Source organism: Pseudomonas sp. LBUM1668 (assembly GCF_059695715.1).
In genome coordinates, this window is the sequence record NZ_CP166787.1 from 4,584,832 (window position 1) to 4,605,342 (window position 20,511).

The 20,511-nt window shown below is 58.5% G+C and carries 16 protein-coding genes; 10 read left to right on the plus strand and 6 right to left on the minus strand.

The window, feature by feature from the left end:
• The first annotated feature begins 197 nt into the window (after positions 1-197).
• Genes gpgS through gpgF form a run of 3 tightly spaced genes read left to right on the plus strand, consistent with a single transcriptional unit; the run spans position 198 to position 3,071 of the window.
• Complete coding sequence (gpgS, locus tag ACA061_RS20715; RefSeq protein WP_497299948.1) at positions 198-1,310, plus strand: N-acetylglucosaminyl phosphatidylglycerol synthase; 1,113 nt, start codon at positions 198-200, stop codon at positions 1,308-1,310.
• The gene (gpgD, locus tag ACA061_RS20720; protein WP_497299949.1) at positions 1,303-2,079 is read left to right on the plus strand and encodes an N-acetylglucosaminyl phosphatidylglycerol deacetylase; all 777 of its coding nucleotides are present in this window, start codon (positions 1,303-1,305) and stop codon (positions 2,077-2,079) included. The genes gpgS and gpgD overlap by 8 nt, the downstream gene beginning before the upstream one ends.
• Positions 2,076-3,071 carry a glucosaminyl phosphatidylglycerol flippase gene (gpgF, locus tag ACA061_RS20725; RefSeq protein ID WP_497299950.1) on the plus strand — a complete coding sequence of 332 codons (996 nt, stop codon included), beginning with the start codon at positions 2,076-2,078 and terminating at the stop codon, positions 3,069-3,071. Before gpgD ends, gpgF begins: the two co-directional genes overlap by 4 nt.
• A gap of 86 nt (positions 3,072-3,157) precedes the next feature.
• Here the strand turns inward: gpgF and ACA061_RS20730 are convergent, their stop codons facing one another.
• Together ACA061_RS20730 and purU are read right to left on the minus strand one after the other, a co-directional pair.
• Positions 3,158-3,334 (minus strand): hypothetical protein, encoded by a 177-nt coding sequence (locus ACA061_RS20730; RefSeq protein WP_497299951.1) that lies wholly within the window; start codon positions 3,332-3,334, stop codon positions 3,158-3,160.
• A gap of 102 nt (positions 3,335-3,436) precedes the next feature.
• A complete protein-coding gene (gene purU, locus ACA061_RS20735) occupies positions 3,437-4,285 on the minus strand; it encodes a formyltetrahydrofolate deformylase (RefSeq protein WP_042560661.1) in 849 nt (282 codons plus the stop codon).
• Between the two features lie 338 nt (positions 4,286-4,623).
• On the opposite strand from purU, the gene mvaT reads away from it, so the two are divergent.
• Complete coding sequence (gene mvaT / locus ACA061_RS20740; protein ID WP_007933316.1) at positions 4,624-5,001, plus strand: histone-like nucleoid-structuring protein MvaT; 378 nt, start codon at positions 4,624-4,626, stop codon at positions 4,999-5,001.
• A gap of 97 nt (positions 5,002-5,098) precedes the next feature.
• Here mvaT and sbcB read toward each other — a convergent pair whose 3' ends face one another.
• Positions 5,099-6,529 (minus strand): exodeoxyribonuclease I, encoded by a 1,431-nt coding sequence (gene sbcB, locus ACA061_RS20745; protein ID WP_150616171.1) that lies wholly within the window; start codon positions 6,527-6,529, stop codon positions 5,099-5,101.
• Between the two features lie 181 nt (positions 6,530-6,710).
• Here sbcB and ACA061_RS20750 point away from each other — a divergent pair, with 181 nt between their 5' ends.
• The 6 genes from ACA061_RS20750 to ACA061_RS20775 all read left to right on the plus strand — a co-directional run bounded on the left by ACA061_RS20750 (position 6,711) and on the right by ACA061_RS20775 (position 13,549).
• Complete coding sequence (locus ACA061_RS20750; RefSeq protein ID WP_210554152.1) at positions 6,711-7,436, plus strand: RDD family protein; 726 nt, start codon at positions 6,711-6,713, stop codon at positions 7,434-7,436.
• Positions 7,433-8,410, plus strand: a complete 978-nt coding sequence (locus tag ACA061_RS20755) for a stage II sporulation protein M (RefSeq protein WP_497299952.1) — start codon at positions 7,433-7,435, stop codon at positions 8,408-8,410. The genes ACA061_RS20750 and ACA061_RS20755 overlap by 4 nt, the downstream gene beginning before the upstream one ends.
• Positions 8,397-9,944, plus strand: coding sequence for a DUF4129 domain-containing protein (locus ACA061_RS20760; protein ID WP_497299953.1), 1,548 nt, complete (start codon positions 8,397-8,399; stop codon positions 9,942-9,944). The genes ACA061_RS20755 and ACA061_RS20760 overlap by 14 nt, the downstream gene beginning before the upstream one ends.
• Positions 9,941-11,104, plus strand: a complete 1,164-nt coding sequence (locus ACA061_RS20765) for a DUF4350 domain-containing protein (protein ID WP_497299954.1) — start codon at positions 9,941-9,943, stop codon at positions 11,102-11,104. The genes ACA061_RS20760 and ACA061_RS20765 overlap by 4 nt, the downstream gene beginning before the upstream one ends.
• On the plus strand, positions 11,101-12,102 hold the full coding sequence (locus ACA061_RS20770; protein WP_210554155.1) for an AAA family ATPase: 1,002 nt from the start codon (positions 11,101-11,103) through the stop codon (positions 12,100-12,102). The genes ACA061_RS20765 and ACA061_RS20770 overlap by 4 nt, the downstream gene beginning before the upstream one ends.
• Positions 12,103-12,217: 115 nt before the next feature.
• The gene (locus ACA061_RS20775; protein ID WP_497299955.1) at positions 12,218-13,549 is read left to right on the plus strand and encodes a DUF58 domain-containing protein; all 1,332 of its coding nucleotides are present in this window, start codon (positions 12,218-12,220) and stop codon (positions 13,547-13,549) included.
• 195 nt (positions 13,550-13,744) lie between these two features.
• Here the strand turns inward: ACA061_RS20775 and ACA061_RS20780 are convergent, their stop codons facing one another.
• The 3 genes from ACA061_RS20780 to ACA061_RS20790 form a co-directional block, all read right to left on the minus strand.
• Positions 13,745-14,722, minus strand: a complete 978-nt coding sequence (locus ACA061_RS20780) for a hypothetical protein (protein ID WP_497299956.1) — start codon at positions 14,720-14,722, stop codon at positions 13,745-13,747.
• A gap of 67 nt (positions 14,723-14,789) precedes the next feature.
• Positions 14,790-18,527 (minus strand): Ig-like domain-containing protein, encoded by a 3,738-nt coding sequence (locus tag ACA061_RS20785; protein ID WP_497299957.1) that lies wholly within the window; start codon positions 18,525-18,527, stop codon positions 14,790-14,792.
• Positions 18,520-20,511: a Tc toxin subunit A-related protein gene (locus tag ACA061_RS20790; protein WP_497299958.1), complete on the minus strand. Its 1,992-nt coding sequence runs from the start codon at positions 20,509-20,511 to the stop codon at positions 18,520-18,522. The genes ACA061_RS20785 and ACA061_RS20790 overlap by 8 nt, the downstream gene beginning before the upstream one ends.

The window sequence follows — 20,511 nt, forward strand, 5'->3', positions numbered from 1 at the left end:
GCGCACCTGCCGGCCTCTTCGCGAGCAAGCTCGCTCCCACAGTTGTAATGCATTCCCCTGTGGGAGCGAGCTTGCTCGCGAAGGCGTCCTTTCAAACGCCTCAAAACCTCAATGACACCCCTGCCAGCAATCCCGACCGAACATCCCTTGCGGATAAAGGTCAACCAAGGGAGAACAACAGCGCAGGGACCATCACCGTGCACATTGCCGACATCACCATGTTCTACGCCCCGGCCAGCGGCGGCGTGCGTACTTATCTGGATGCCAAGCACCGTCGGCTGGGCATCAAATCCGGGATTCGCCATAGCCTGCTGATCCCCGGGGCAAAATTCGGCGAGCACGATGGTGTCTACACGGTTCCCGCTCCCGCCCTGCCCTTCGGCAAGGGTTATCGCTTTCCGGTACGCCTGGCCCCGTGGCGAAATGTCCTTCAGGATTTGCAGCCGGATCTGATCGAAGTCGGCGATCCGTACCTCACGGCGTGGGCCGCTCTGGATGCCCGGCGACAACTGGATGTGCCGGTGATCGGCTTTTATCATTCCGACCTGCCGCTATTGGTCAGTAACCGCATGGGCCAATGGGTCACGCCGAATATCGAGGCTTACGTCACCAAGCTCTACGGCAACTTTGACCGGGTTCTCGCGCCGAGCCAGGTCATGGCAGACAAGCTTATCGGCCTCGGCGTGCGTAACGTCTTCGTGCAACCGCTGGGTGTCGATCTGCAAACTTTCAACCCTGACGCCCGTGATTCAGGCCTGCGCGCCGAACTGGGGATCGACGAAGACACGCGTCTGCTGATCTTTGCCGGGCGTGGTTCGAAAGAGAAAAACCTGCCGGTGCTGCTCAAATGCATGCAACGCCTCGGACCGCGCTATCACCTGCTGCTGGTCGGCTCGTCGATGCCCGCTGTGGTGCCGGACAACGTCAGTGTCATCAATGAATTCTGCACGGCACCGACCGTTGCGCGACTGATGGCCAGTGCCGATGCGCTGCTGCACGCCGGTGATCAGGAAACTTTCGGCCTGGTGATCCTTGAGGCCATGGCTTGCGGCATTCCGGTGGTGGCGGTGGCGGCCGGGGCGTTTGAAGAAATCGTCGCCGAGTCTTGCGGCCTGCTCTGCGCACCGAATAATCCGCAGGCGATGGCCAATGCCGTGCGCGAATTGTTCAGTCGCGGCGTTAACAAACTCGGTGCTCAGGCGCGCCAACATGTCGAACGCCATTACGCCTGGGACACCGTGGTCGACAGCCTGCTGAGTCACTACCACGCTGTCCTCGGCCACGCGATCCCTCGGGTGGCTAATGGCTGATCTCATCAACCGCCCCGCTGTGCTGCTGGTGTTGCACGACGTGGCGCCATCGACCTGGGCGGATTACCAACCGTTTGTCGAGGCAGTCGATGCACTGGGCAACGTGCCGATGACCTGGCTGGTGGTGCCGGATTTTCATCGCCACGGCAACCTCGATGCACACGCGGATTTTCGTCGACTTCTGAGCGAGCGCGTCGCCCGTGGCGATGAATTGGCCCTTCACGGTTTTTTCCATGATGACCAGGAGCCTCGACCGCGTACGCCGCGCGACTGGTTCATGCGCCGCATCTATACCCATGAAGGCGAGTTCTATCGTTTGTCCCACGAGGCCGCCCTCGCCCGTCTGCGCGCCGGCATTGAAATGTTCCAGCGCTACGACTGGCCATTGCACGGTTTCGTTGCCCCGGCCTGGTTGATGAGCGAAGGCACGCGCCAGGCGCTGGCCGCATTGCCGTTGCGCTATACCAGTGATCCGCAGCATCTGTATCGTCTGCCGGATTTCACCCCGATCGACGCGCCGGGCCTGGTCTGGAGTGCCCGCAGCGCCTGGCGTCGTGGCCTTTCAAAAATCCTCAGCGAGCAACGTGAACAGCGCTGGCGCCAAGCGCCGGTGATTCGGCTAGGATTGCACCCGGTGGACATGCGCCACGGGTTCTCCCGCGAATATTGGCTTGATACCCTCGAACGGCTACTGACGGATGGACGAGTACCGATGACCAAAATCAACTGGCTGGCCCAACAGAGCGGTCAACTGGAACACGCCGCATGAACCGCGGCATTGTGCTGTTGGTCGGCCTGCTCGCTGCGGTGCTGATTCCGCTGCTGCTCGGTGGCAGTGAAATCTGGGCGCGCCTGCACAGCTTTCCGCTGCAATGGCTGCTGATCATGTTCGGCATGATTCTGCTGTGCTGGGGCATCAACACCTTGCGCCTGCGTTTGTTGCTCGGCGATCAACGTGACCGCGTCACGCCGCTGAAAAGCCTGGGCGTGGTCATGGCGGCCGAGTTCGCCTATTGCGCGACACCCGGCGGCAGCGGCGGACCGCTGACGATCATGGCGCTGCTGGCCCGCTGCGGCGTACGGCCGGCCCGAGGCAGCGCAGTGTTTGCCATGGATCAACTCAGCGATTTGCTGTTTTTTCTCTGCGCCCTGAGCGGCATTCTGATTTACGCGCTGTTTCAACACCTCAGTGACCGTATGGAATGGCTGCTGATTATCAGCGCCGTGTCGTTGTTCGGCGGGTTGTGCAGTTGCGTGCTGCTTGCGCGCTACCATCGCCGACTGATTCGCCTGAGCGGCCGGTTGCTGGCCCGCATGAACGTGCGCGCCGACACCCGTCGCCGCTGGGCACGCAAGCTGCTGCATTTTCTTGCGGCATTCATCGATACGCTGAAATTGCCATGGCAAACCTTGAGCAAAGTCTTCGTCCTGACCTGTGTGCATTGGCTGCTGCGCTACAGCGTGCTGTATCTGGCATTGCGCGGTTTGGGAGCGGACTTGCAGTGGGCCTGGAGTTTTCTGGTGCAGATGCTTTCGCTGGGCGCCGGGCAGTTCAGTCTGTTGCCCGGTGGCGCGGGCGCTGCGGAGTTGACCTCGGCGGCGCTGCTGGCACCCATGGTCGGCAAATCGACAGCAGCGGCGGCGATTCTGATCTGGCGGGTGGTGACGTTTTATTTCTATCTGGTGGTCGGTGGGCCGGTGTTTCTGATGATGCTGGGGCGACCGTTGCTGAGGAAGCTGATGAAGGTGCGTCAAGCTTAGAAGATCGCAGCCTGCGGCAGCTCCTACAGGGGGATCACATTCCAAATGTGAGCTGCCGAGGGCTCGGGCCGCGTTCGGACGATCTTTCAGCTCTTCCCGTCCTTAACTTCGGGCTCATCCTGCAACTGCTCCCACAACTCGGCCGCACCGGGAAACTCGGTGCCATCCTCCGGGCTCATGTCATCCGGGTCATAGCGACTCAAACAACCCTCGCCCAACGTAGCGGGTGCTTTGGAAGTGGCTTTGTCCAGTGGATCGCTCATGGCTTTTCCTCGGATCAAAAAACGGCAAAGGGATTTATACAAAAAAGGGCCTGGACGATTGAACGCCCAGGCCCTTCCTTTTTCAAGCATGCGTGAGTTCGATCAGAACACCACAGTCTTGTTGCCGTGCACCAGCACTCGATCTTCGAGGTGATAACGCAGACCGCGCGCCAGAACCATCTTCTCGACGTCACGACCGAAACGCACCATGTCTTCGATGCTGTCGCTGTGGCTGACGCGCACAACGTCCTGCTCGATGATCGGGCCGGCGTCCAGCTCTTCGGTCACGTAATGGCAGGTCGCGCCGATCAGCTTCACGCCACGCAGGGACGCCTGGTGATAAGGCTTGGCGCCGACGAACGACGGCAGGAAGCTGTGGTGAATATTGATGACCTGGTGCGCATATTCGCGGCACAGCGCCGGCGGCAGGATTTGCATGTAGCGCGCCAGCACTACAACTTCGGCGTCGTGCTGTTTGACCAGACGTGACACTTCGGCGAAGGCCGGTTCCTTGTCCTGCGGATTGACCGGAACATGGTAATAAGGAATGCCGTGCCACTCGACCATGCTGCGCAGGTCGTCGTGATTGGAAATCACGCAGGATATTTCGCAGTCCAGCTCATCGCTGTGCCAGCGGTGCAGCAGGTCAGCCAGGCAGTGGGATTCGCGGCTGGCCATCAACACCACGCGTTTTTTCTGCTCGGTATCGGTGATGCGCCAGTCCATCGAGAACTCTTCGGCGATTGGCGCAAACTTCTCGCGCAATACTTCAATACCGAACGGCAGCGAATCGGCACGAATCTCGTGACGCATGAAGAACCAGCCAACCTGATTGTCCGAGTGGTGGCTCGCTTCGGTGATCCAGCCGTTGTGGGATGCCAGAAAATTACTGACTTTGGCAACGATGCCAACGCGGTCCGGGCAAGAAATCACCAGCCGAAAAGTGCGCATGAGGGGGTAACTCCAGAACTTCGCAAAGGCCGCCATTCTAGCGACTGCGCAGGAAAACTGCAGTATTGATGAACGCGGGCGTGCGTCCGGCCCCGCAGCAGGGCTTTTTTTGACGGGCCCACCGTCAACTTGACGACAAATCAATGACTCCTTTTGTGCAGGGCACTGTGAATATCTGTGATGACTGCATCACACTATTTAACTGAACATTCAATTCGCTGCTAATTCTTGTAACTCATTTAAATAAAAAACCCGGTTAAATGTTTACTTGATGAAACAGCCTGACTATTATTGCGCCACTGTCCCCTGCAATTCAGCACTCTACTAAGGTAGTAATCATGTCCTTGATCAACGAATATCGCGCCACCGAAGAAGCAATCAAAGAGCTGCAAGCCCGTTTGAAGAACCTGTCGCAAGACGACAAACTGCAAACCGAGCTGGAATTCGAAGGCAAACTGCGCACCCTGATGGGCGAATACTCCAAATCCCTGCGTGACATCATCGCGCTGCTGGATCCGGAATCGAAAACCAAAGCACCACGCGGCGGCGCAGTAAAAACTACCGGCACCAAGCGTGCCCGCAAAGTTAAACAATACAAAAACCCGCACAACGGCGAAGTCATCGAAACCAAAGGTGGCAACCACAAAACTCTGAAAGAGTGGAAAGCCAAGTGGGGCGGTGACGTGGTTGAAGGCTGGGCTACCCTGCTGGGCTAAGCCGCAACGCCTTCGCAGAGCGATCCGCGAAAAAAGAAACGCCAGCGAATGCTGGCGTTTTTTTATGCCTGGAATTTGCTCCCGGGCATGTTCGATTTCAAAGATTCAAACGTTTGCGTAATGCCTGGACATAATTCTGCCATTCATTGAGCACCTCTTTCTGCATCGGTGTCGCACTTAGCAACCATTGCTCTGCGGCCTGCGTAAAAGATTTCAAGGTATTGGGTGCACCCCATTCAGGCTCGGACAAACGCTGCCGAGAGAATATTTGCCAGCGCGCCTGCTCTTCAGGATTCAACGTCTCTGGAAAGTTGCGTGCTCGATATCGAAAAAGTAATTCAGGCAAACGTTCATCATCGAAAGGCCATTGCTCTTGCGCCAATTGAGCAGGATCAGCCGCTCTGACTTGCTCACATAGACGCCGGTCGCGGTCACCGATAAATCCGTCGTACAACTGTTGTTCCGGATCCTCGCTCGGGGTGAAATCTTCACTGGCATAAATCGCCGCAACTTTATCTTTCAAAACTTGTTGTGCGTCAGTTAGTCGCAGCGTTCGTTCCTGATAAAGCGCCATGTCCAGACCCAGCCTTTGCTGATCCTGGGCACGCAATACCGTCAGCGGTGCCACCACCGGGCAACGGTTTATGTGAATCAGCTTGAGCGGTACCGGCAACTCGCCTTCCAGCAAATCATCACGGCGGGTGTACAGGCGCTGGCGCAGGGTTTGCGCATCCAGATCGAGCAAGCCCTGCGGATCGAGGTGCAAGTCGCAGACGATCAAGGCGTTGCGGTTTTTCGGGTGCCAGGCCAGCGGCAGTACCACACCGACATAACTGCGCGCCGCCGAGAAGCGTCCGCTGATATGCACCATCGGCTGAAGCAGGCGAATCTGATCCATGACTTTTTGCTTGCTGCGCATCTGGAACAGCCAGTCGTACAGCTTTGGCTGCTTTTCACGGATCAACCGCGCCAGCGCGATGGTTGCGCGCACGTCCGACAACGCTTCGTGGGCATGCCCGTGATCAATGTTGTTGGCGGCTGTCAGACGCTCGAGCTTGAGGGTCACCCGCCCCTCGTCATCGGTCGGCCAGACCAGCCCGTCCGGACGCAAGGCATACGCGGCACGCACCACGTCGATCAAGTCCCAGCGACTGTTGCCGCCCTGCCATTCGCGCGCGTACGGGTCGAAGAAATTGCGATACAAACTGTAGCGCGTCATCTCGTCGTCGAAACGCAAGGTGTTGTAACCCGCGCCACACGTGCCGGGCGCGGCCAGTTGCGCGTGTACCCGGGTCATGAAATCGGCTTCGCTCAAACCCTTTTCGGCGAGCTGGCTCGGGGTAATACCAGTGATCGCGCACGCAGCCGGGTGCGGCAGGATGTCTTCGCTGGGCTGGCAGTAGAGATTGACCGGCTCGTCGATTTCGTTGAGCTCGTGGTCGGTGCGAATCCCGGCAACCTGCAGCGGCCGGTCGCAACGGGGATTGATGCCGGTGGTTTCGTAGTCGTACCAGAAGATGGAAGTCACGGGCGGTTCCTGAACTGAAGATCGGCAAAGTCTAGGCGCTCAACCGCGCTCGCGGCCAGCCTCGCGTCATTGAACCACCGGGCGACACACGATGTGCAATACATAGTTATGTCGTTTTCCCCCGAGAGGCTGCTAGCATCGGCCCCACTTGCATCCCGAACAGGCGAACATCAGGAAGCCCATGCTCGAGCCCACAGCACCGCCAAGGAAAGCACCGCTGGCCCCGCCACTGGATACGCGGCACCAGGTCGAAACGCCGGAGGGTATCGACTTGCCGTTGCGTCCGGCCGGGTTGATGGTGCGGGCCATCGCATTCGCGATCGATCTGGGGATTCGTGGCTTGATCATGGGCGTGCTGTTTATCGTGCTGGCGTTGCTCGGCAGACTCGGCATGGGCCTTGGCTCGCTGCTGTTGTTTGCGATCAGTTGGTGGTACATGGTGCTGTTCGAAGTGCTGCGTCAGGGACGCTCGCCGGGTAAACAATGGATGGGGTTGCGGGTGGTGCACGACGACGGCACCCCCATCGGCTGGTCGGCCTCCTTGCTGCGCAACCTGCTGCGCTTTGTCGACCTGCTGCCGTTCGGCTACTTCCTCGGCGCTATCAGTTGCCTGCAACACCCGACCTTCAAACGTCTGGGCGATATCGCCGCCGGCACGCTGGTGGTGTACAGCGAACGCCCGCTGACCCGCCCGCAATTACCCGACGCCGAACCCCGCCGTGCGCCTGTGCCGCTCACCCTGAGCGAGCAACGTGCCGTGCTCGGGTTTGCGGAACGCCAAGGTGAACTGACACCCGCACGGGTCAATGAACTGGCCGGTTTGCTGGCCCAGCCGCTGCATATTTCCGCCCCCAAAGCCGTCGCCGAACTCAACGGGATCGCTCGCGGTTTGTTGGGCCCGGCATGAAGCAAAGTCTTTTCGAAAGTCGCCACAAGGCCGAATGGGAGCGCTTTGCGCTGGCCCTTGAACGCTTCGAACGGGGCAAGGAAACCTCGCAAGTGGCGGGTTTTCCCAAGGCTTATCGACGCCTTTGCCAACACCTGGCGCTGGCGCAGGAACGCGGCTACAGCAGTTTTCTCATCGACTCTCTGCAACAACAGGTGCTGCGCGGCCACCAACAACTTTACCGGCATCGCAGTCGACTGGGGGCCAACCTGATCGGCTTCGTCCTCGCCGACTTCCCCCGACTGGTGCGCAGCGAATGGCCCTTCGTGCTGGTTGCCGGCCTGCTGTTTTTTGGCAGCCTGATCGGCGTCGGCGTGCTGGTCTACGTTTTCCCCGAGTTGGTTTACAACCTCATCCCCGCCGATCAAGTGCGTGAAATGCAGGGCATGTATGACCCGGTGGCCGGCCACCTCGGGCGCCCGGCCGAGCGGGCTGCCAGCGAAGACTGGATGATGTTCGGGTATTACGTGATGCACAACATCGGCATTGCCTTTCAGACGTTCGCCAGCGGTTTGCTGATGGGCGTGGGCAGCGCGTTTTTCCTGTTCTACAACGGTCTGGTGATCGGCGCCGTGGCCGGGCACCTGAGTGAAATCGGTTTCGGCCAGACCTTCTGGTCATTCGTCATCGCCCATGGCGCTTTTGAACTGACCGCCATCGCCCTGGCCGGCGCCGCGGGGCTGGAACTGGGGTGGGCATTGATCGCACCGGGGCGCCTGACCCGCGCCGATGCGTTGAAACGCGCCGCACGCAAAAGCGTGTTGCTGATCTGTGGGGTCATGCTGTTCTTGCTGATCGCAGCATTCATCGAAGCGTACTGGTCGTCGAAAACCAGCGTCACGCCGCTCACCAAATACCTGGTCGGTGCCGGTCTGTGGATATTGGTCGCGATCTATTTGCTGTTCGCCGGAAGGACCCGTCATGCGCCTGAGTGACGCCACCGTGGTGATCCGCCCGCGCAGCACTTGGGAAGCCATGGATCTGGGCGTGCTCATGAGCCAGCAACACCGGCGCCTGTTGATGACCAGTTGGGCAATCGTCACCCTGCCGCTGTTCGCCTTGTTGAGCGTGTTGCTATGGGACTCGCCGTCACTGGCGGTGTTTATCTTCTGGTGGCTGAAGCCGGCCTACGAACGCCTGCCGCTGTACATACTGTCCAAAGCCCTGTTCGGCGAAACCCCGACGCTCAAGCAGGCCCTGCGCGAGTGGCCGCGGCTGCTCAAGCCACAATTGCTGGCCAGCCTGACTTGGCGACGGTTGAGTTTCAGCCGCAGTTTCCTGATGCCCGTGGTGCAACTCGAAGGCCTGGACGGCAGTGCACGGCAGCAACGTCTGCAAGTGCTGCTGCAACGTAACGCCGGCGCCGCGCAGTGGCTGACCATCATCGGCGTGCATCTGGAAACGGCGCTGTGGATCGGCCTGTTGGTGCTGTTCTACCTGCTGTTGCCGCAGCAGATTGAAACCGATTGGGACTGGCAGTCACTGATTCTCGCGGCGGATAACGACTGGCGCTGGCTGGAGCACCTGACCAATGCTTTTTATGCGCTGGTGCTGGTGGTGTGGGAGCCGATCTACGTGGCCTGCGGGTTCAGCCTCTATCTGAACCGGCGCACGCAACTGGAAGCGTGGGACATTGAACTGGTGTTCCGGCGCTTGCGCCAACGGCTGAACAGCAGCGTGCTCGGCGTGCTGCTGGCGGTGTGCCTGCTGCTGCCGAATGTCCAATCGGTCTGGGCTGCCGAGCCCGTTGATGCACCGGACGCTCCCCGTCTGTTGAATCAGCCTCTGACCAGTCAGGCATCACGCGACAGCATCAAGGCACTGCTCGAACAACCACCCTTCAAAAACCCGGAATCCGTCACCCGTTACCGTTTTGGCGATGACCCGGCAAACACCGCAAAAGAAGAACAACCCGGTGAAGCCCCACAGTGGCTCAAAACCCTGCTGGGTTGGCTGGATGGCCAGCACTTCAATGCCTTGGCCACGATCATCGAAGTATTGCTGTGGGGCACATTGATCGCTGCGCTTGGCTGGCTGATCTGGCGTTACCGCGAGTTTCTGCAAGCGTTCGTCAGCCGCCGTCCGGCCCTGCCCGCCCGGGCAAAACGGCCCGCGCCGCAGCAAGCCTTCGGCCTGGATCTGAACCGCGACACCTTGCCCGACGATATCGCCGCCCACGCCGAACAACTCTGGCAGAGTCAGCCACGCGCGGCCCTGAGCCTGCTCTATCGGGGATTGCTCAGCCACTTGCTCCACGACTTTGATCTGACCCTGAAAGCCGCCGACACCGAAAATCAGGTGCTGGCGCGAGTCGAACAACTCCAGCGTCCGGAGCTGCTTGCGTTCAGCCGCACCCTGACCACCCATTGGCAGAACATGGCCTACGGGCATCGCGTACCGGCGGTGCATCTGCAACAGGAATTGTGCGATGGCTGGCGCGCATTATTCGGCCATGGAGCGTCCCGTTGAATCGGCGCACGCTGTGGTGGGTCGGCGCATTGATCATCGCGCTGCTGAGTGCGCTGGGGGTTTTTCTCTTCCTTGCCGCCAAGCCTTATCAGGAACAGATCGATCACGGCCCATCGCCCGCCGCACAGGCCAATCCCTATCTGGCGGCGGAAATGTTCTTGCGTGAGCGCGGCATCAACGTCAGCCATGCCGAAAGCCTTGCGGTGCTGCCGGATATCGAACCGCACGGGCACACCCTGCTGCTGTTCAATGACCGCTCGCGGATGACTCCGCGTCAGGTCGATCAAGTATTGAACTGGACGCGGGCTGGCGGACGACTGTTGTTCGTTGCCGAATCGTTGTGGGATGAACAGACAAAACAGAGCAACGACCTGTTGCTGGATCGGGTGCAACTGCATCAATCACTGAGCAAGGATCTGAAGGATTCGCCCGCCGATCAAGAGAAGGATCCGTACCCGAAATTGACCAAGTTGTATCTGGAGGACGAAGATGCCCCGGCCTACGCCGGGTTCGACACCGACTTCCACCTCGACGACCCGAAGAATCTTGCGCAAGCCTGGGCCAACAGCGCCAAGGCCACGCACATGATGCAACTGGCCTACAGCCTCGGTTCGATCACAGTGGTCACCGATGCCGAGCTGTGGAAAACCACGGCGATCGCCCAGTACGACAACGCCTGGCTGCTCTGGTATCTGAGCGCCGACACCGACGTCACGCTGATCTACAACACCGAGCACGATGGCTTGCTGACGCTGCTCTGGCGCTATTTTCCGCAAGCCATCGTCGCTCTGCTTGCGCTGATCGGTTTGTGGCTCTGGCAGGCCGGCGTGCGCCATGGCCCACTTCAGGCGCCAGCCCCAAATGGCCGCCGGCAGTTGCAGGAACACTTGCGCGCCAGTGCCGATTTCATGCTTCGGCACAACGGTCAGCAAGCGCTGTTGCAGGCTCTGCAACAAGACGTATTACGCCGCGCCCGTCGCCGCCATCCCGGTTTTGATCAATTGAACGTTGCCGAACAATGGCTGGCGTTGTCGCGCCTGACCCGACAACCCACCCGCGCCATCAGCCAGGCCTTGAGCCCGGTGCCGAACCGGCGGATGTCCAGCGCCGATTTCTGCCGCCAGGTCGCCCACCTGCAAACCTTGAGGAACACGCTATGACTGAACAGATCGAGCCCGGCAGCGCCAGCCACGCCGCCCAGCAACGCCAGCGCGCCAGTCAACTGGCGCAAGCGGTGCGCAGCGAATTGCGCAAAGCGATAATCGGCCAGGACGCAGTCATCGACGACGTGCTGACGGCGTTGATCGCTGGTGGCCACGTGCTGCTCGAAGGCGTTCCCGGACTGGGCAAGACCTTGCTGGTGCGGGCGTTGGCGCGTTGCTTTGGCGGCGAATTCGCACGCATTCAATTCACTCCCGACCTGATGCCCAGCGACGTCACCGGCCACGCCGTGTACGACCTGCACACCGAGCAATTCAAGCTGCGCAAAGGCCCGTTGTTCACCAATCTGCTGCTGGCCGACGAGATCAACCGCGCCCCGGCGAAAACCCAGGCAGCGCTGCTCGAAGCGATGCAGGAGCGCCAGGTCACACTGGAAGGACGCGCCCTGCCGATCGCTCAGCCATTTATGGTTTTGGCGACGCAGAACCCGATCGAACAGGAAGGCACATACCCACTGCCGGAAGCCGAACTCGACCGCTTCATGCTCAAGGTGCGCATGGACTACCCCGATGCGGATCAGGAGCTGAACATGGTGCGGCAGGTCAGTCGTTCGACCCGCGCCGACATGCTTGATGTACAGCCGTTGCGCACCGTGCTGCAAGCCAAGGACGTGCAGGCCTTGCAGCGCATTGCCAGTGATTTGCCGCTGGACGATCAGGTGCTCGATTACGCCGTTCGCCTGGCGCGCAGCACCCGCACCTGGCCGGGCCTGACCCTCGGTGCCGGGCCGCGTGCCTCGATTGCACTGGTGCGTTGCGCCCGCGCTCGGGCTTTGTTACGCGGCGGTGAATTCGTGATTCCGGATGACATCAAGGGCTGCGCGCTGGCGGTGTTGCGCCATCGCGTGCGCATTGCCCCGGAGCTGGACATCGAAGGCCTGCAAGTCGATCAGGTGCTGCAACAACTGCTCGATCAGATTCCGGCGCCGCGCCTGTGACACTCCTGAAAAGGTCAAAAGATCGCAGCCTTCGGCAGCTCCTACATCGAGCGCATTCCTCTGTAGGAGCTGCCGAAGGCTGCGATCTTTTCTGCAGACAACACGGTGTCAGATCATGAAGCCCTCCAAACTGTTATTGAGTTGGGTCGCCGTGCTGCTGGCCATCGGCATCGTGCTCGGCACTTTGCAGGCCTTGCAGATCGAGCTCCCGGCCAGTCTGCTGTCGATCAACTGGGGGTTGCTGCTGGCACTGCTGGCGTTGGCGATGCTCGACGCGTTGCGCCTCAAGCGTTTGCCCACCGTGCGGATCACGCGACAGATGCCCGGCAGCCTCGCATTAGGACGTTGGGGAGAGGTGCAGCTCAAGGTTGAACATGATTTTGCCGAGCCATTGAACATTCAGATTTTCGACCATGTGCCCGATGGCCTGAGTTTCGAAAACCTGCCGCTGGACGTCGAATTGCAGCCCGGGCAAACCAGCCAGATCAGCTATCGCCTGCGCCCGCTCAAACGCGGGCATTTCAGCTTCGAGCACTGCGAAATCAGTGTGCCGAGTCCGCTGGGTTTATGGTCGGGCAAACGCCTGCTCAGCGTTATCGACAACACTCGGGTTTACCCGGATTTCGCGCGACTCTACGGCGGCCAATTACTCGCGGTGGACAACTGGCTCAGCCAGCTCGGGGTGCGTCAACGGCAACGTCGCGGCCAAGGGCTGGAGTTTCACCAGTTACGTGAATTCCGCGAAGGCGACAGCTTGCGTCAAATCGACTGGAAAGCCACCGCCCGCCAACGCACACCGATTGCCCGCGAATATCAGGACGAACGCGATCAGCAGATCATTTTCATGCTCGACTGTGGACGACGCATGCGCAGTCAGGACGATGAGTTGTCGCACTTTGATCACGCGCTCAATGCCTGCCTGTTGCTCAGTTACGTCGCCCTGCGCCAAGGCGATGCAGTGGGTTTAAGTACCTTCGCCAGTGATCAACCGCGCTACGTCGCGCCGGTGAAAGGCAACGGCCAACTCAACGTACTGCTCAATAGCGTCTATGACCTCGACAGCACGCAACGCCCTGCCGATTACCAAGCCGCCATCAACCAACTATCGGCCCGACAAAAACGCCGGGCACTGGTGGTGCTGGTCACCAATTTGCGCGATGACGACGATGAAGAACTGCTGAACGCGGTCAAGCGCCTGAGCAAGCAACACCGAGTGCTGGTGGCGAGCCTGCGCGAGGACACACTCGACACCTTGCGTAAGGCGCCAGTGCAAACGCTACCCGAGGCATTGGCCTATTGCGGCACCGTGAGCTATTTGAACGAACGGGCAGAAGTGCATGAGCGGTTGAGTGCTCATGAAATCCAGTTCCTGGATTCCCGGCCCTTTGAACTAGGGGTTGGATTGGTGACACGGTATCTGGCATTAAAAAAGGCAGGAGATTTATAGGCGGTGAGTAAAACACCTAATCTCAGTGAAAAGGTGTTTATTGACTAGCACCCCGACAGGCCGCGTCAAACGATAGTTCCGTCATATCGGTTGTGAATCTCCAGCCGCTCCCCGCCTGATGAAGCGATATAGCAGCCTCTCCATAGAATTGGCGCTTTGAAATAAACTCAGCATCAAGCACGGCGTATTCTTTAACTATACTTCCACCCCGTTATAGCGATTAAAAACAGATAATCCAACACTCGCGCCATCACGATTACTCACCTGAGCTTCGCCATTCGAGTTTGCGCTCAAGTAACTGACGTGGCCATTTCTGACTAACTTTACCTGAACACCGTCAGCGGGCTTATTCAAAAAAACGGACGTAGCACGAATATGATGCGAAAACCATGTTTCGGCTGGATATGCCCAATGCTCCTCCTGCCAACGCTCAACCTTCACAAGGTTATGGGCCATCGACATTGCTAATGGAGATGTCACCAGTCCCGATTTGACCAACGTCAATTGCAAGGAGAAATCCCCTGAACGGTTACTGTTGAGACAATCTAAATCCCACGTTTTCCCTTCTTGCGTCAGCAGTTCCTCTTCGCCAAGCGCTGGTGTGATCACCACACCGAGATTTGCGCCAGGTGCCTTTTCCCATTGCAGTTTTATTAGCTTGCCCAGCAATTGGCTGGAGGGCTTGGGTCGAACGGTCAACGTGTGCTTTGCGCCAAGACATGGAAAAGCGCTACCTGCGAAGGCAACATCAAACTCGTCAAATTTCACCTCCAGTTCCTGCGCCAGATTCAGTATCGTTCCCGGCACTGGTGGTGACCTCGGTATGCCAGCAATGGGTGAAAGACCAAATTGCAATACAAAAGCGGCGCTTGGTGCGTTTTGCGCCGTGATAGTCCAACTCACAGACGTAGTGCCTATTGCCATTTCAATCAACTGTTCCAGAGGCGGTTCGAAAATCAGTCCAAGCCCAGCCTCACCAACCAGGCAATACAGACCAATATGACCCTCAGACGCGCCAATCAACCAGCTGTATTCATAATCCAGGGTCAGTGTGCAAACTTCGCCTGCCAATAAATTCAACGTCAGGTCAGGCCACCTCACATGCTGGCCATTTACATAGGGTTTAAACTCTTGAAACCAGGTAGGCGAGTTAGGCACCTCATGAGTATTCATACTTATGACTCCTTCTACACACGTTAAAGTACGCCAATCAAACACAGGCATACGCTCTTCCAATCAATTAAATATCAGTTGCCACCAATTCGAATTCGAGAGATTGAACTTGCCATCCGGCAAGTCCACCTTTTATGGAGGCTTTAAGCCAGGCACGTTTTATACCGGGCAATCTGAACTCGACTCGGGCATTACCGTTGGCGTCTGTTGTGGTTGGAGAAAGAATTCTGTCGGGGTATTCCCATTCGACTTCGACGTCCTGCAGAGGCTCGCCGGTAAGGGCTGACACGACATTGACGACAGCGCTAACCCGCTCTCCCAGATGACCACTGGGCTTGGGACTGGTGAAAGAGTGAATTTCCCGAGGTTGATTGAGGAAAAACTGCAACGAAAGCGACTCCGAGTACAAAGCATCGCCAACAGTAGCGGTCAACTCAAACACCCCCGGTGTAACGGGAACAAAGTGAGTCCTCGCTACACCATAAAAATCGCTGGTCGTCGTGACTTCCCCAAGGTCGGAACTGCGCCAGGTCACGGTCATGCCCACCATGGGATTACCGGTAACCGAGGAGACTACGGTGATCTGCTCAAACACCTCGTCACCCCAGAACAAGGTCTGGTTGACCCTCTGACGCTCGGCAATCTTTACCAACTGCGAGCCTTCACCCAGGGACATCGCGTTTACCGGGGACAGGTTCGCCAGTCGATTGGAGGCGAAGCACAAGCCGAAGCTGCCATCGTTAGTGCTATTGACCACAAATTGATAATGGAACCCCTCGCTGAATGACATGGGCTTGCCGAGTCCTGGGTCAAGGAAGCGTATGCCGAGTTGCGCAGGCCCAGTGCCCGTCATGCCCAGCGCAAGCTGGTGGTTGCACAACTCGCTGTCTTCCTTCGCCGCCAGCCTGAACGCATAAGTGCCTTTACGCCGCGGGAAGTAGGTTTTTTCACCCCACGGCTGTTCCGGTTGATCTTCAAAACACACCATAAGATCGTCCCACGGATCACTCGCCAGCGCTTTGACCCGTAACTCGCCCGAGTCTGCGTAGTTATCGAAGTGGCTGTCTACCGATGCGATCACCGAATGCTCGCCGGCAGTTTTCGGCGCGAAGGGGAATCTGCTCCAGCCGTCATCATCGGTCGGCTCGATGCCACCGTCGGCGCCGTCCGACCATTTCACCTTGACTTGCCCCACCGGTTGGTCGGTGAACTGCGAAAAGATCCGTGCCCACAACCACACCGGTTCCTGGTCAACGACCGGATCCACAGCCGATTCGAGCAGGGTCTGAATCCTGACTTTGTTGTGAAACAGCTCCATCGGTTTGGCGACAGCTTCAATGCCCAGTTCAGGCAAGACAAGGGTCAGTTCGAATCGCCCCCGTTGCTCGCTGTTGGAGAAATTTAGCGTCCAGACCACGCCCCCATCGTCCAAGGTTCGAGCAACATCCAGCGCCGGCTCAATCGTTGCTCCCAGCTCCTCGGCGGTATCTCCCGTCCATTTCACTTCGGTCTTCAGGCCCACCAACGGACTCAGAGCGTTAGGCAGGATTTTGAAATGGTGAATGGCACCCAGACACGGATAAAGCAATTCTTCGTTTAACTGCGCCCGAACCTGATCGAGCATCAGTTGCACTTCCTTGTTCAGATTCGCCGCCAGCAACCTACCGGGCAGCGCTCGAACTGTCGCCTCTCCATTAAGGCGCAACTCCAGATCGAACAAACTGCTGATACTGTTATTTGCCGCAGAATCCAGCGTCCACTCCGCTCCTGTTTCCCGGATAACCTGCCATTGTCCGGGGTCAGAGGGGGTCAACCCGATGCCCGGGTCACCGCCACGCCAATTCAGACTGATGTATTTGCCGATCCAGGGGCTGTTGGCCACTGGCTCGACCTTCAGGGTATGTGTCTGCCCATGCAGGCAGAGCACACCCACCGTTTTCAGATCGACTGTCTCGCCGTCGAGCAATATCCGCACATGACTTTTCCAGGGACTGGTCGCAATGGCGTGGAAGGTGAAGTTTCGTTCGATCGGGACCGCCTCGGAATGCGCCTTGATGCTGGCCGTGACGACAACCTCGCCTGCGGTTTTCGGCGTGTACAACAAGCTCGACCAGCCATCGGCACCGGTCACGCTCTCAATGACCTCACCTTCAGGTGTTCGCCAGTCCACCAGCGCATTAATGACCGGAGCGCCATCGCCCAGAGAGGTGTCATATAACACCTGCAACCGCAGCAGCACACTTTCGTCTTCGTCCACTATCGGCGACTTGTTGGCCTCTCGCACCTCGCCGATTTTGACCCGGTTGCGCGCCAGCGACATTGGTTTGGCCGGCGAGGGTTCCAACAGTTTCGAGCAGCGCAGTGTCAGCTTGAACCGACCGTCGAGTTGATCTTTACTGGTCAGCGTCCACACCAGATCGTCAGTTGTCACGGGCACCGGAGTCTCCAGCGCCGGGCTGACCTCAACGCCGAGCTGGTCGGCAAGATCACCGCTCCAGTGCAACGAAAGTTCGGTATTCACCAAGGGACTGTCCGCAGCAAATCGCAGTTGAACCGGATGGTCGCTACCCCGGTTCGGATAACCTTGCGCCTCCCAGGCCGTCAACTTGCCATCCACAACGGCCCTTAAATCTGGCCACGGATCTGTCTCCAGTACCTTGACCTGAAAATCTCGGGTAACCACACCAATCTCGTAATAGGGGCTGGCAACCGAAGCGGTCGCGACAAAATCGCCGGCAGCCGTTGGTCGATAGATGTAGCCACTCCAGCCGCTATCGTCAGTGACCGCCGTGTCTGTCTCGTCCTGTCCTTCAACCGACCAGGTGACTGTCTGGCCAGCCATCGGCTGACCGGTGTAATACGACACCACTCGCACCCCCAGCCCTACACTCTGCGCGTACTCCAGCACCGGGTAATGGGCAGCTACTCGCTCATCCACCAATTTGAGACGGTGATGCCCCAGCGATACGGGGATGACATAAGGGTCGGCGGTGTATCGGTTGCGCAGGATCAACTGGAACTCATCGCGTTGCTGATCGTTGATCATGGGGCTGTCAATCAGCCATGGTGATTCCACTGGCTGATTAACTCCCCAGCCTGGCGTGACAGTCACCGCCTCCAGCGGATTACCGTCAACGTTCAGCGAAGCGTCGCTGCCCAGCCAGATATTTTCAGCTTCAGGTACGAATCTCAGTTCATGCGGGCTGCCAGCTTCTTTCGTGCCCAAACACAGGTATAACAGCTCGCCTGGTGGCAGCACCTGGTCATCGAGTTGCATCTTTTGCAGCGTTAACGGCATCAGATGCAGCAGCATTTTGACGCGGGTAATGCGGATATGCGACTGCCTGTCCGAAGGGGCATTCTTCGGACTGATGATCTCGAGGGTCAGCTCATCACCCTGAGCAACCGACACCAGCTCCTGATTGTATTCATCCGGCAGGAAGTCCAGCGGCTCCTCGCTTGTCGAAGATGAAGAAACGGATACCTGGCGGTTCGAGCCAGAGGGTTTGAGCTCGATAGCGAGCAACTCTTGCGTCCCTCTGAAGACGCGCATCCAGCCTGACTGGTTATGTCGCACTTCACAGAGAAAGCTCAACCGATATCGCGCATTGAGGCCTGGGTCCATGGGGATTTTGATAATCTGCCGAACCCATCCACCGTTTGAAGCCTCCAGAAGATTAACCCGCTCCGATTCGTACCAATCCACTGAAGTGCCGATCAGCCCCCGCATCTCCCAGTGCTTCAGATTGGTGAAGTCCCCATTCAGCACCAGACTTTCATTCGCTTGAATAACGGGCTCATCCATGATTGCGCGCTCCTTTGCCCAGCTTGTCTGGTTCGGGTTTTTCAATGGCGGTGACCAGATCCATTACCTTGCTGACAAACGTCGCATCGCCGGATTTGGCCCTGAAGTTGATGACCAGGATGATGTCGGTAAGCGTTCCCATCACGTCCGACTGCGGTGATTTGGAAGGCCACGGGAAGCTCAGTTTCCATTTGGATACGGCGCCGGTGTTTTCGAACGGGTTGAGCAGGCCTTCATCGGGTTTCATCGCCGTCATACCGTTGTCGGCGATGCCCGACGACAAGGCAATCTGCTGGCCGCTGCGCAAATTGAACAGCACATCGGAAGGCGCTACTCCTTGCGGATTGTGCAGGTACTGCACCGATTGCGTGGTGGCCCGGGTTGCCGTCATGCTGCTGAACTGCACCAGCGTGGCTTTCACATCCTCGTAGGGGCCAAGCAGAACCGGCAGATTGACTTCAACCGAACTGATCTGGCGGCAGAAATGCCCCGGATAATCGCGGTCATAGAGTAACTGCGGCAGGCTGAACTCCAGCGAGCCTGTGCGCCGCAACTGCTTAAGTGCGTCTGCCCAGTCGCTGGCACTTTTCTGCGGATCGACCGTGTCGTCGAAGAGCTTGCGCAGAGACACCGTTTTCGTCAGTTCCAACCGTCGCTCAAAGCGTTGCAGATATTCGCGTTCCATCTGCAGCAAATACCCACGCAGGTGCTCGCCCGCCGTGAAACCATGGCGCTGGTCAAGCCATACCTTGGGCATAGGGATTTGCTTATCGTAATCACCGGTTTCAGCATTCATCGAGTTCTGGGCGGTCAGGCACAGACTGATGACCGCGTCGTAAGCCTGGTAATGCAAAGCCTTGAGCTGGCCGAGCATCCAGCCGAACAGCTCCGCGTTGGTCGCACGTTTTTTCAGGTAGTTGTAGATCGTCAACGCCTGGCCATTGGCACGCAGGGTTTGCGCCAGGCTGGTTCGGGCAGCGGTGACAGCATGACGTTGCGCCTCGATCTGCGCATCGATGGCATCGACTTCCAGCAACGCCTGGTCGCGCTGCAGTTGCCAATCATCACGGCGTCGACGATAGGCTTCGGTGGTTGCCTGCTTGTCGGCGTCCAATTGCGCCACCGACGAAGCAACGCCCAATCCGAAACTGACGGCCTCAAGCGCCCGATCCACGCGATGCCCGCCATTGGCAAGACCTAGGATATTTGGCAGAGCAGCCAGCGCCGCCGCCGCAGGCTGGATGCTTGAAGACGCCAGCGAGAGCATTTTGGACAAGTACAGGCTGCTCAAGACTTCGTATTCGACTGCCGATACGTTTTGGTCATAATGCTGTGCGTACGTCTCAGCGCGTTGCAGCGCCACTGCACGACTCTGCTCGAGTGCCGTCACGCTGGCTTCCAGTTGCGCAATGGACTGTTCCTGCACGGTTTTGGCGTAATCGCCCAACTCCACCAGATGGGTTTGCTGCAATACTTCCTGCTCGGCGTTATCACGCAGTTGGAGCATGCTCAGCACCTTGCTACCGAGCTCCTCCAGTACCTGCGATGAGCGCAATGCCACTTCGTGGCTCAAGCGCCAGTGAAACGCATTAACCACTAGCGTTCCGCCCATCGACCGCGGGCCAGCAGCACCGCCGGCAGCCAGGTCACGCAGCAACTGGTTAGGATCGGTTGGTGGGCTGAACAGCGGGATGTCCAGCGGTTTGCCGTCAATGGTGAGGTTGTTGCGCAGGTTGTGCAGACGTTGCTCAGGCGCCGCAAACAGATCCAGCAATGGTTGATTGATCGGCGCCTTGAACGGCCCGCAGGCCAGCATGCCCAGCATGGGCGCCGCGTCGGAGCCGGACGGAACATCGGCCAGGCTGAAGTTCAGCGTCTGTTCAAACGCTTCAAGCTCTGGACGGCTTTTGCATTCCTCCAGCAATTCGCCAACCGTCTTGGTCTGCCAGCGCGAAACCGTGAGGGCGGTGGGTGCCTTGCCCAT

Bases quoted from the DNA above. Each gene is read 5' to 3' on its own strand.
- gpgD (WP_497299949.1), top strand. From the start codon at position 1,303: ATGGCTGATCTCATCAACCGCCCCGCTGTGCTGCTGGTGTTGCACGAC.
- gpgF (WP_497299950.1), top strand. From the start codon at position 2,076: ATGAACCGCGGCATTGTGCTGTTGGTCGGCCTGCTCGCTGCGGTGCTG.
- ACA061_RS20730 (WP_497299951.1), bottom strand. From the start codon at position 3,334: ATGAGCGATCCACTGGACAAAGCCACTTCCAAAGCACCCGCTACGTTG.
- purU (WP_042560661.1), bottom strand. From the start codon at position 4,285: ATGCGCACTTTTCGGCTGGTGATTTCTTGCCCGGACCGCGTTGGCATC.
- mvaT (WP_007933316.1), top strand. From the start codon at position 4,624: ATGTCCTTGATCAACGAATATCGCGCCACCGAAGAAGCAATCAAAGAG.
- ACA061_RS20750 (WP_210554152.1), top strand. From the start codon at position 6,711: ATGCTCGAGCCCACAGCACCGCCAAGGAAAGCACCGCTGGCCCCGCCA.
- ACA061_RS20755 (WP_497299952.1), top strand. From the start codon at position 7,433: ATGAAGCAAAGTCTTTTCGAAAGTCGCCACAAGGCCGAATGGGAGCGC.
- ACA061_RS20760 (WP_497299953.1), top strand. From the start codon at position 8,397: ATGCGCCTGAGTGACGCCACCGTGGTGATCCGCCCGCGCAGCACTTGG.
- ACA061_RS20770 (WP_210554155.1), top strand. From the start codon at position 11,101: ATGACTGAACAGATCGAGCCCGGCAGCGCCAGCCACGCCGCCCAGCAA.
- ACA061_RS20775 (WP_497299955.1), top strand. From the start codon at position 12,218: ATGAAGCCCTCCAAACTGTTATTGAGTTGGGTCGCCGTGCTGCTGGCC.
- ACA061_RS20780 (WP_497299956.1), bottom strand. From the start codon at position 14,722: ATGAATACTCATGAGGTGCCTAACTCGCCTACCTGGTTTCAAGAGTTT.
- ACA061_RS20785 (WP_497299957.1), bottom strand. From the start codon at position 18,527: ATGGATGAGCCCGTTATTCAAGCGAATGAAAGTCTGGTGCTGAATGGG.
- ACA061_RS20790 (WP_497299958.1), bottom strand. From the start codon at position 20,511: ATGGGCAAGGCACCCACCGCCCTCACGGTTTCGCGCTGGCAGACCAAG.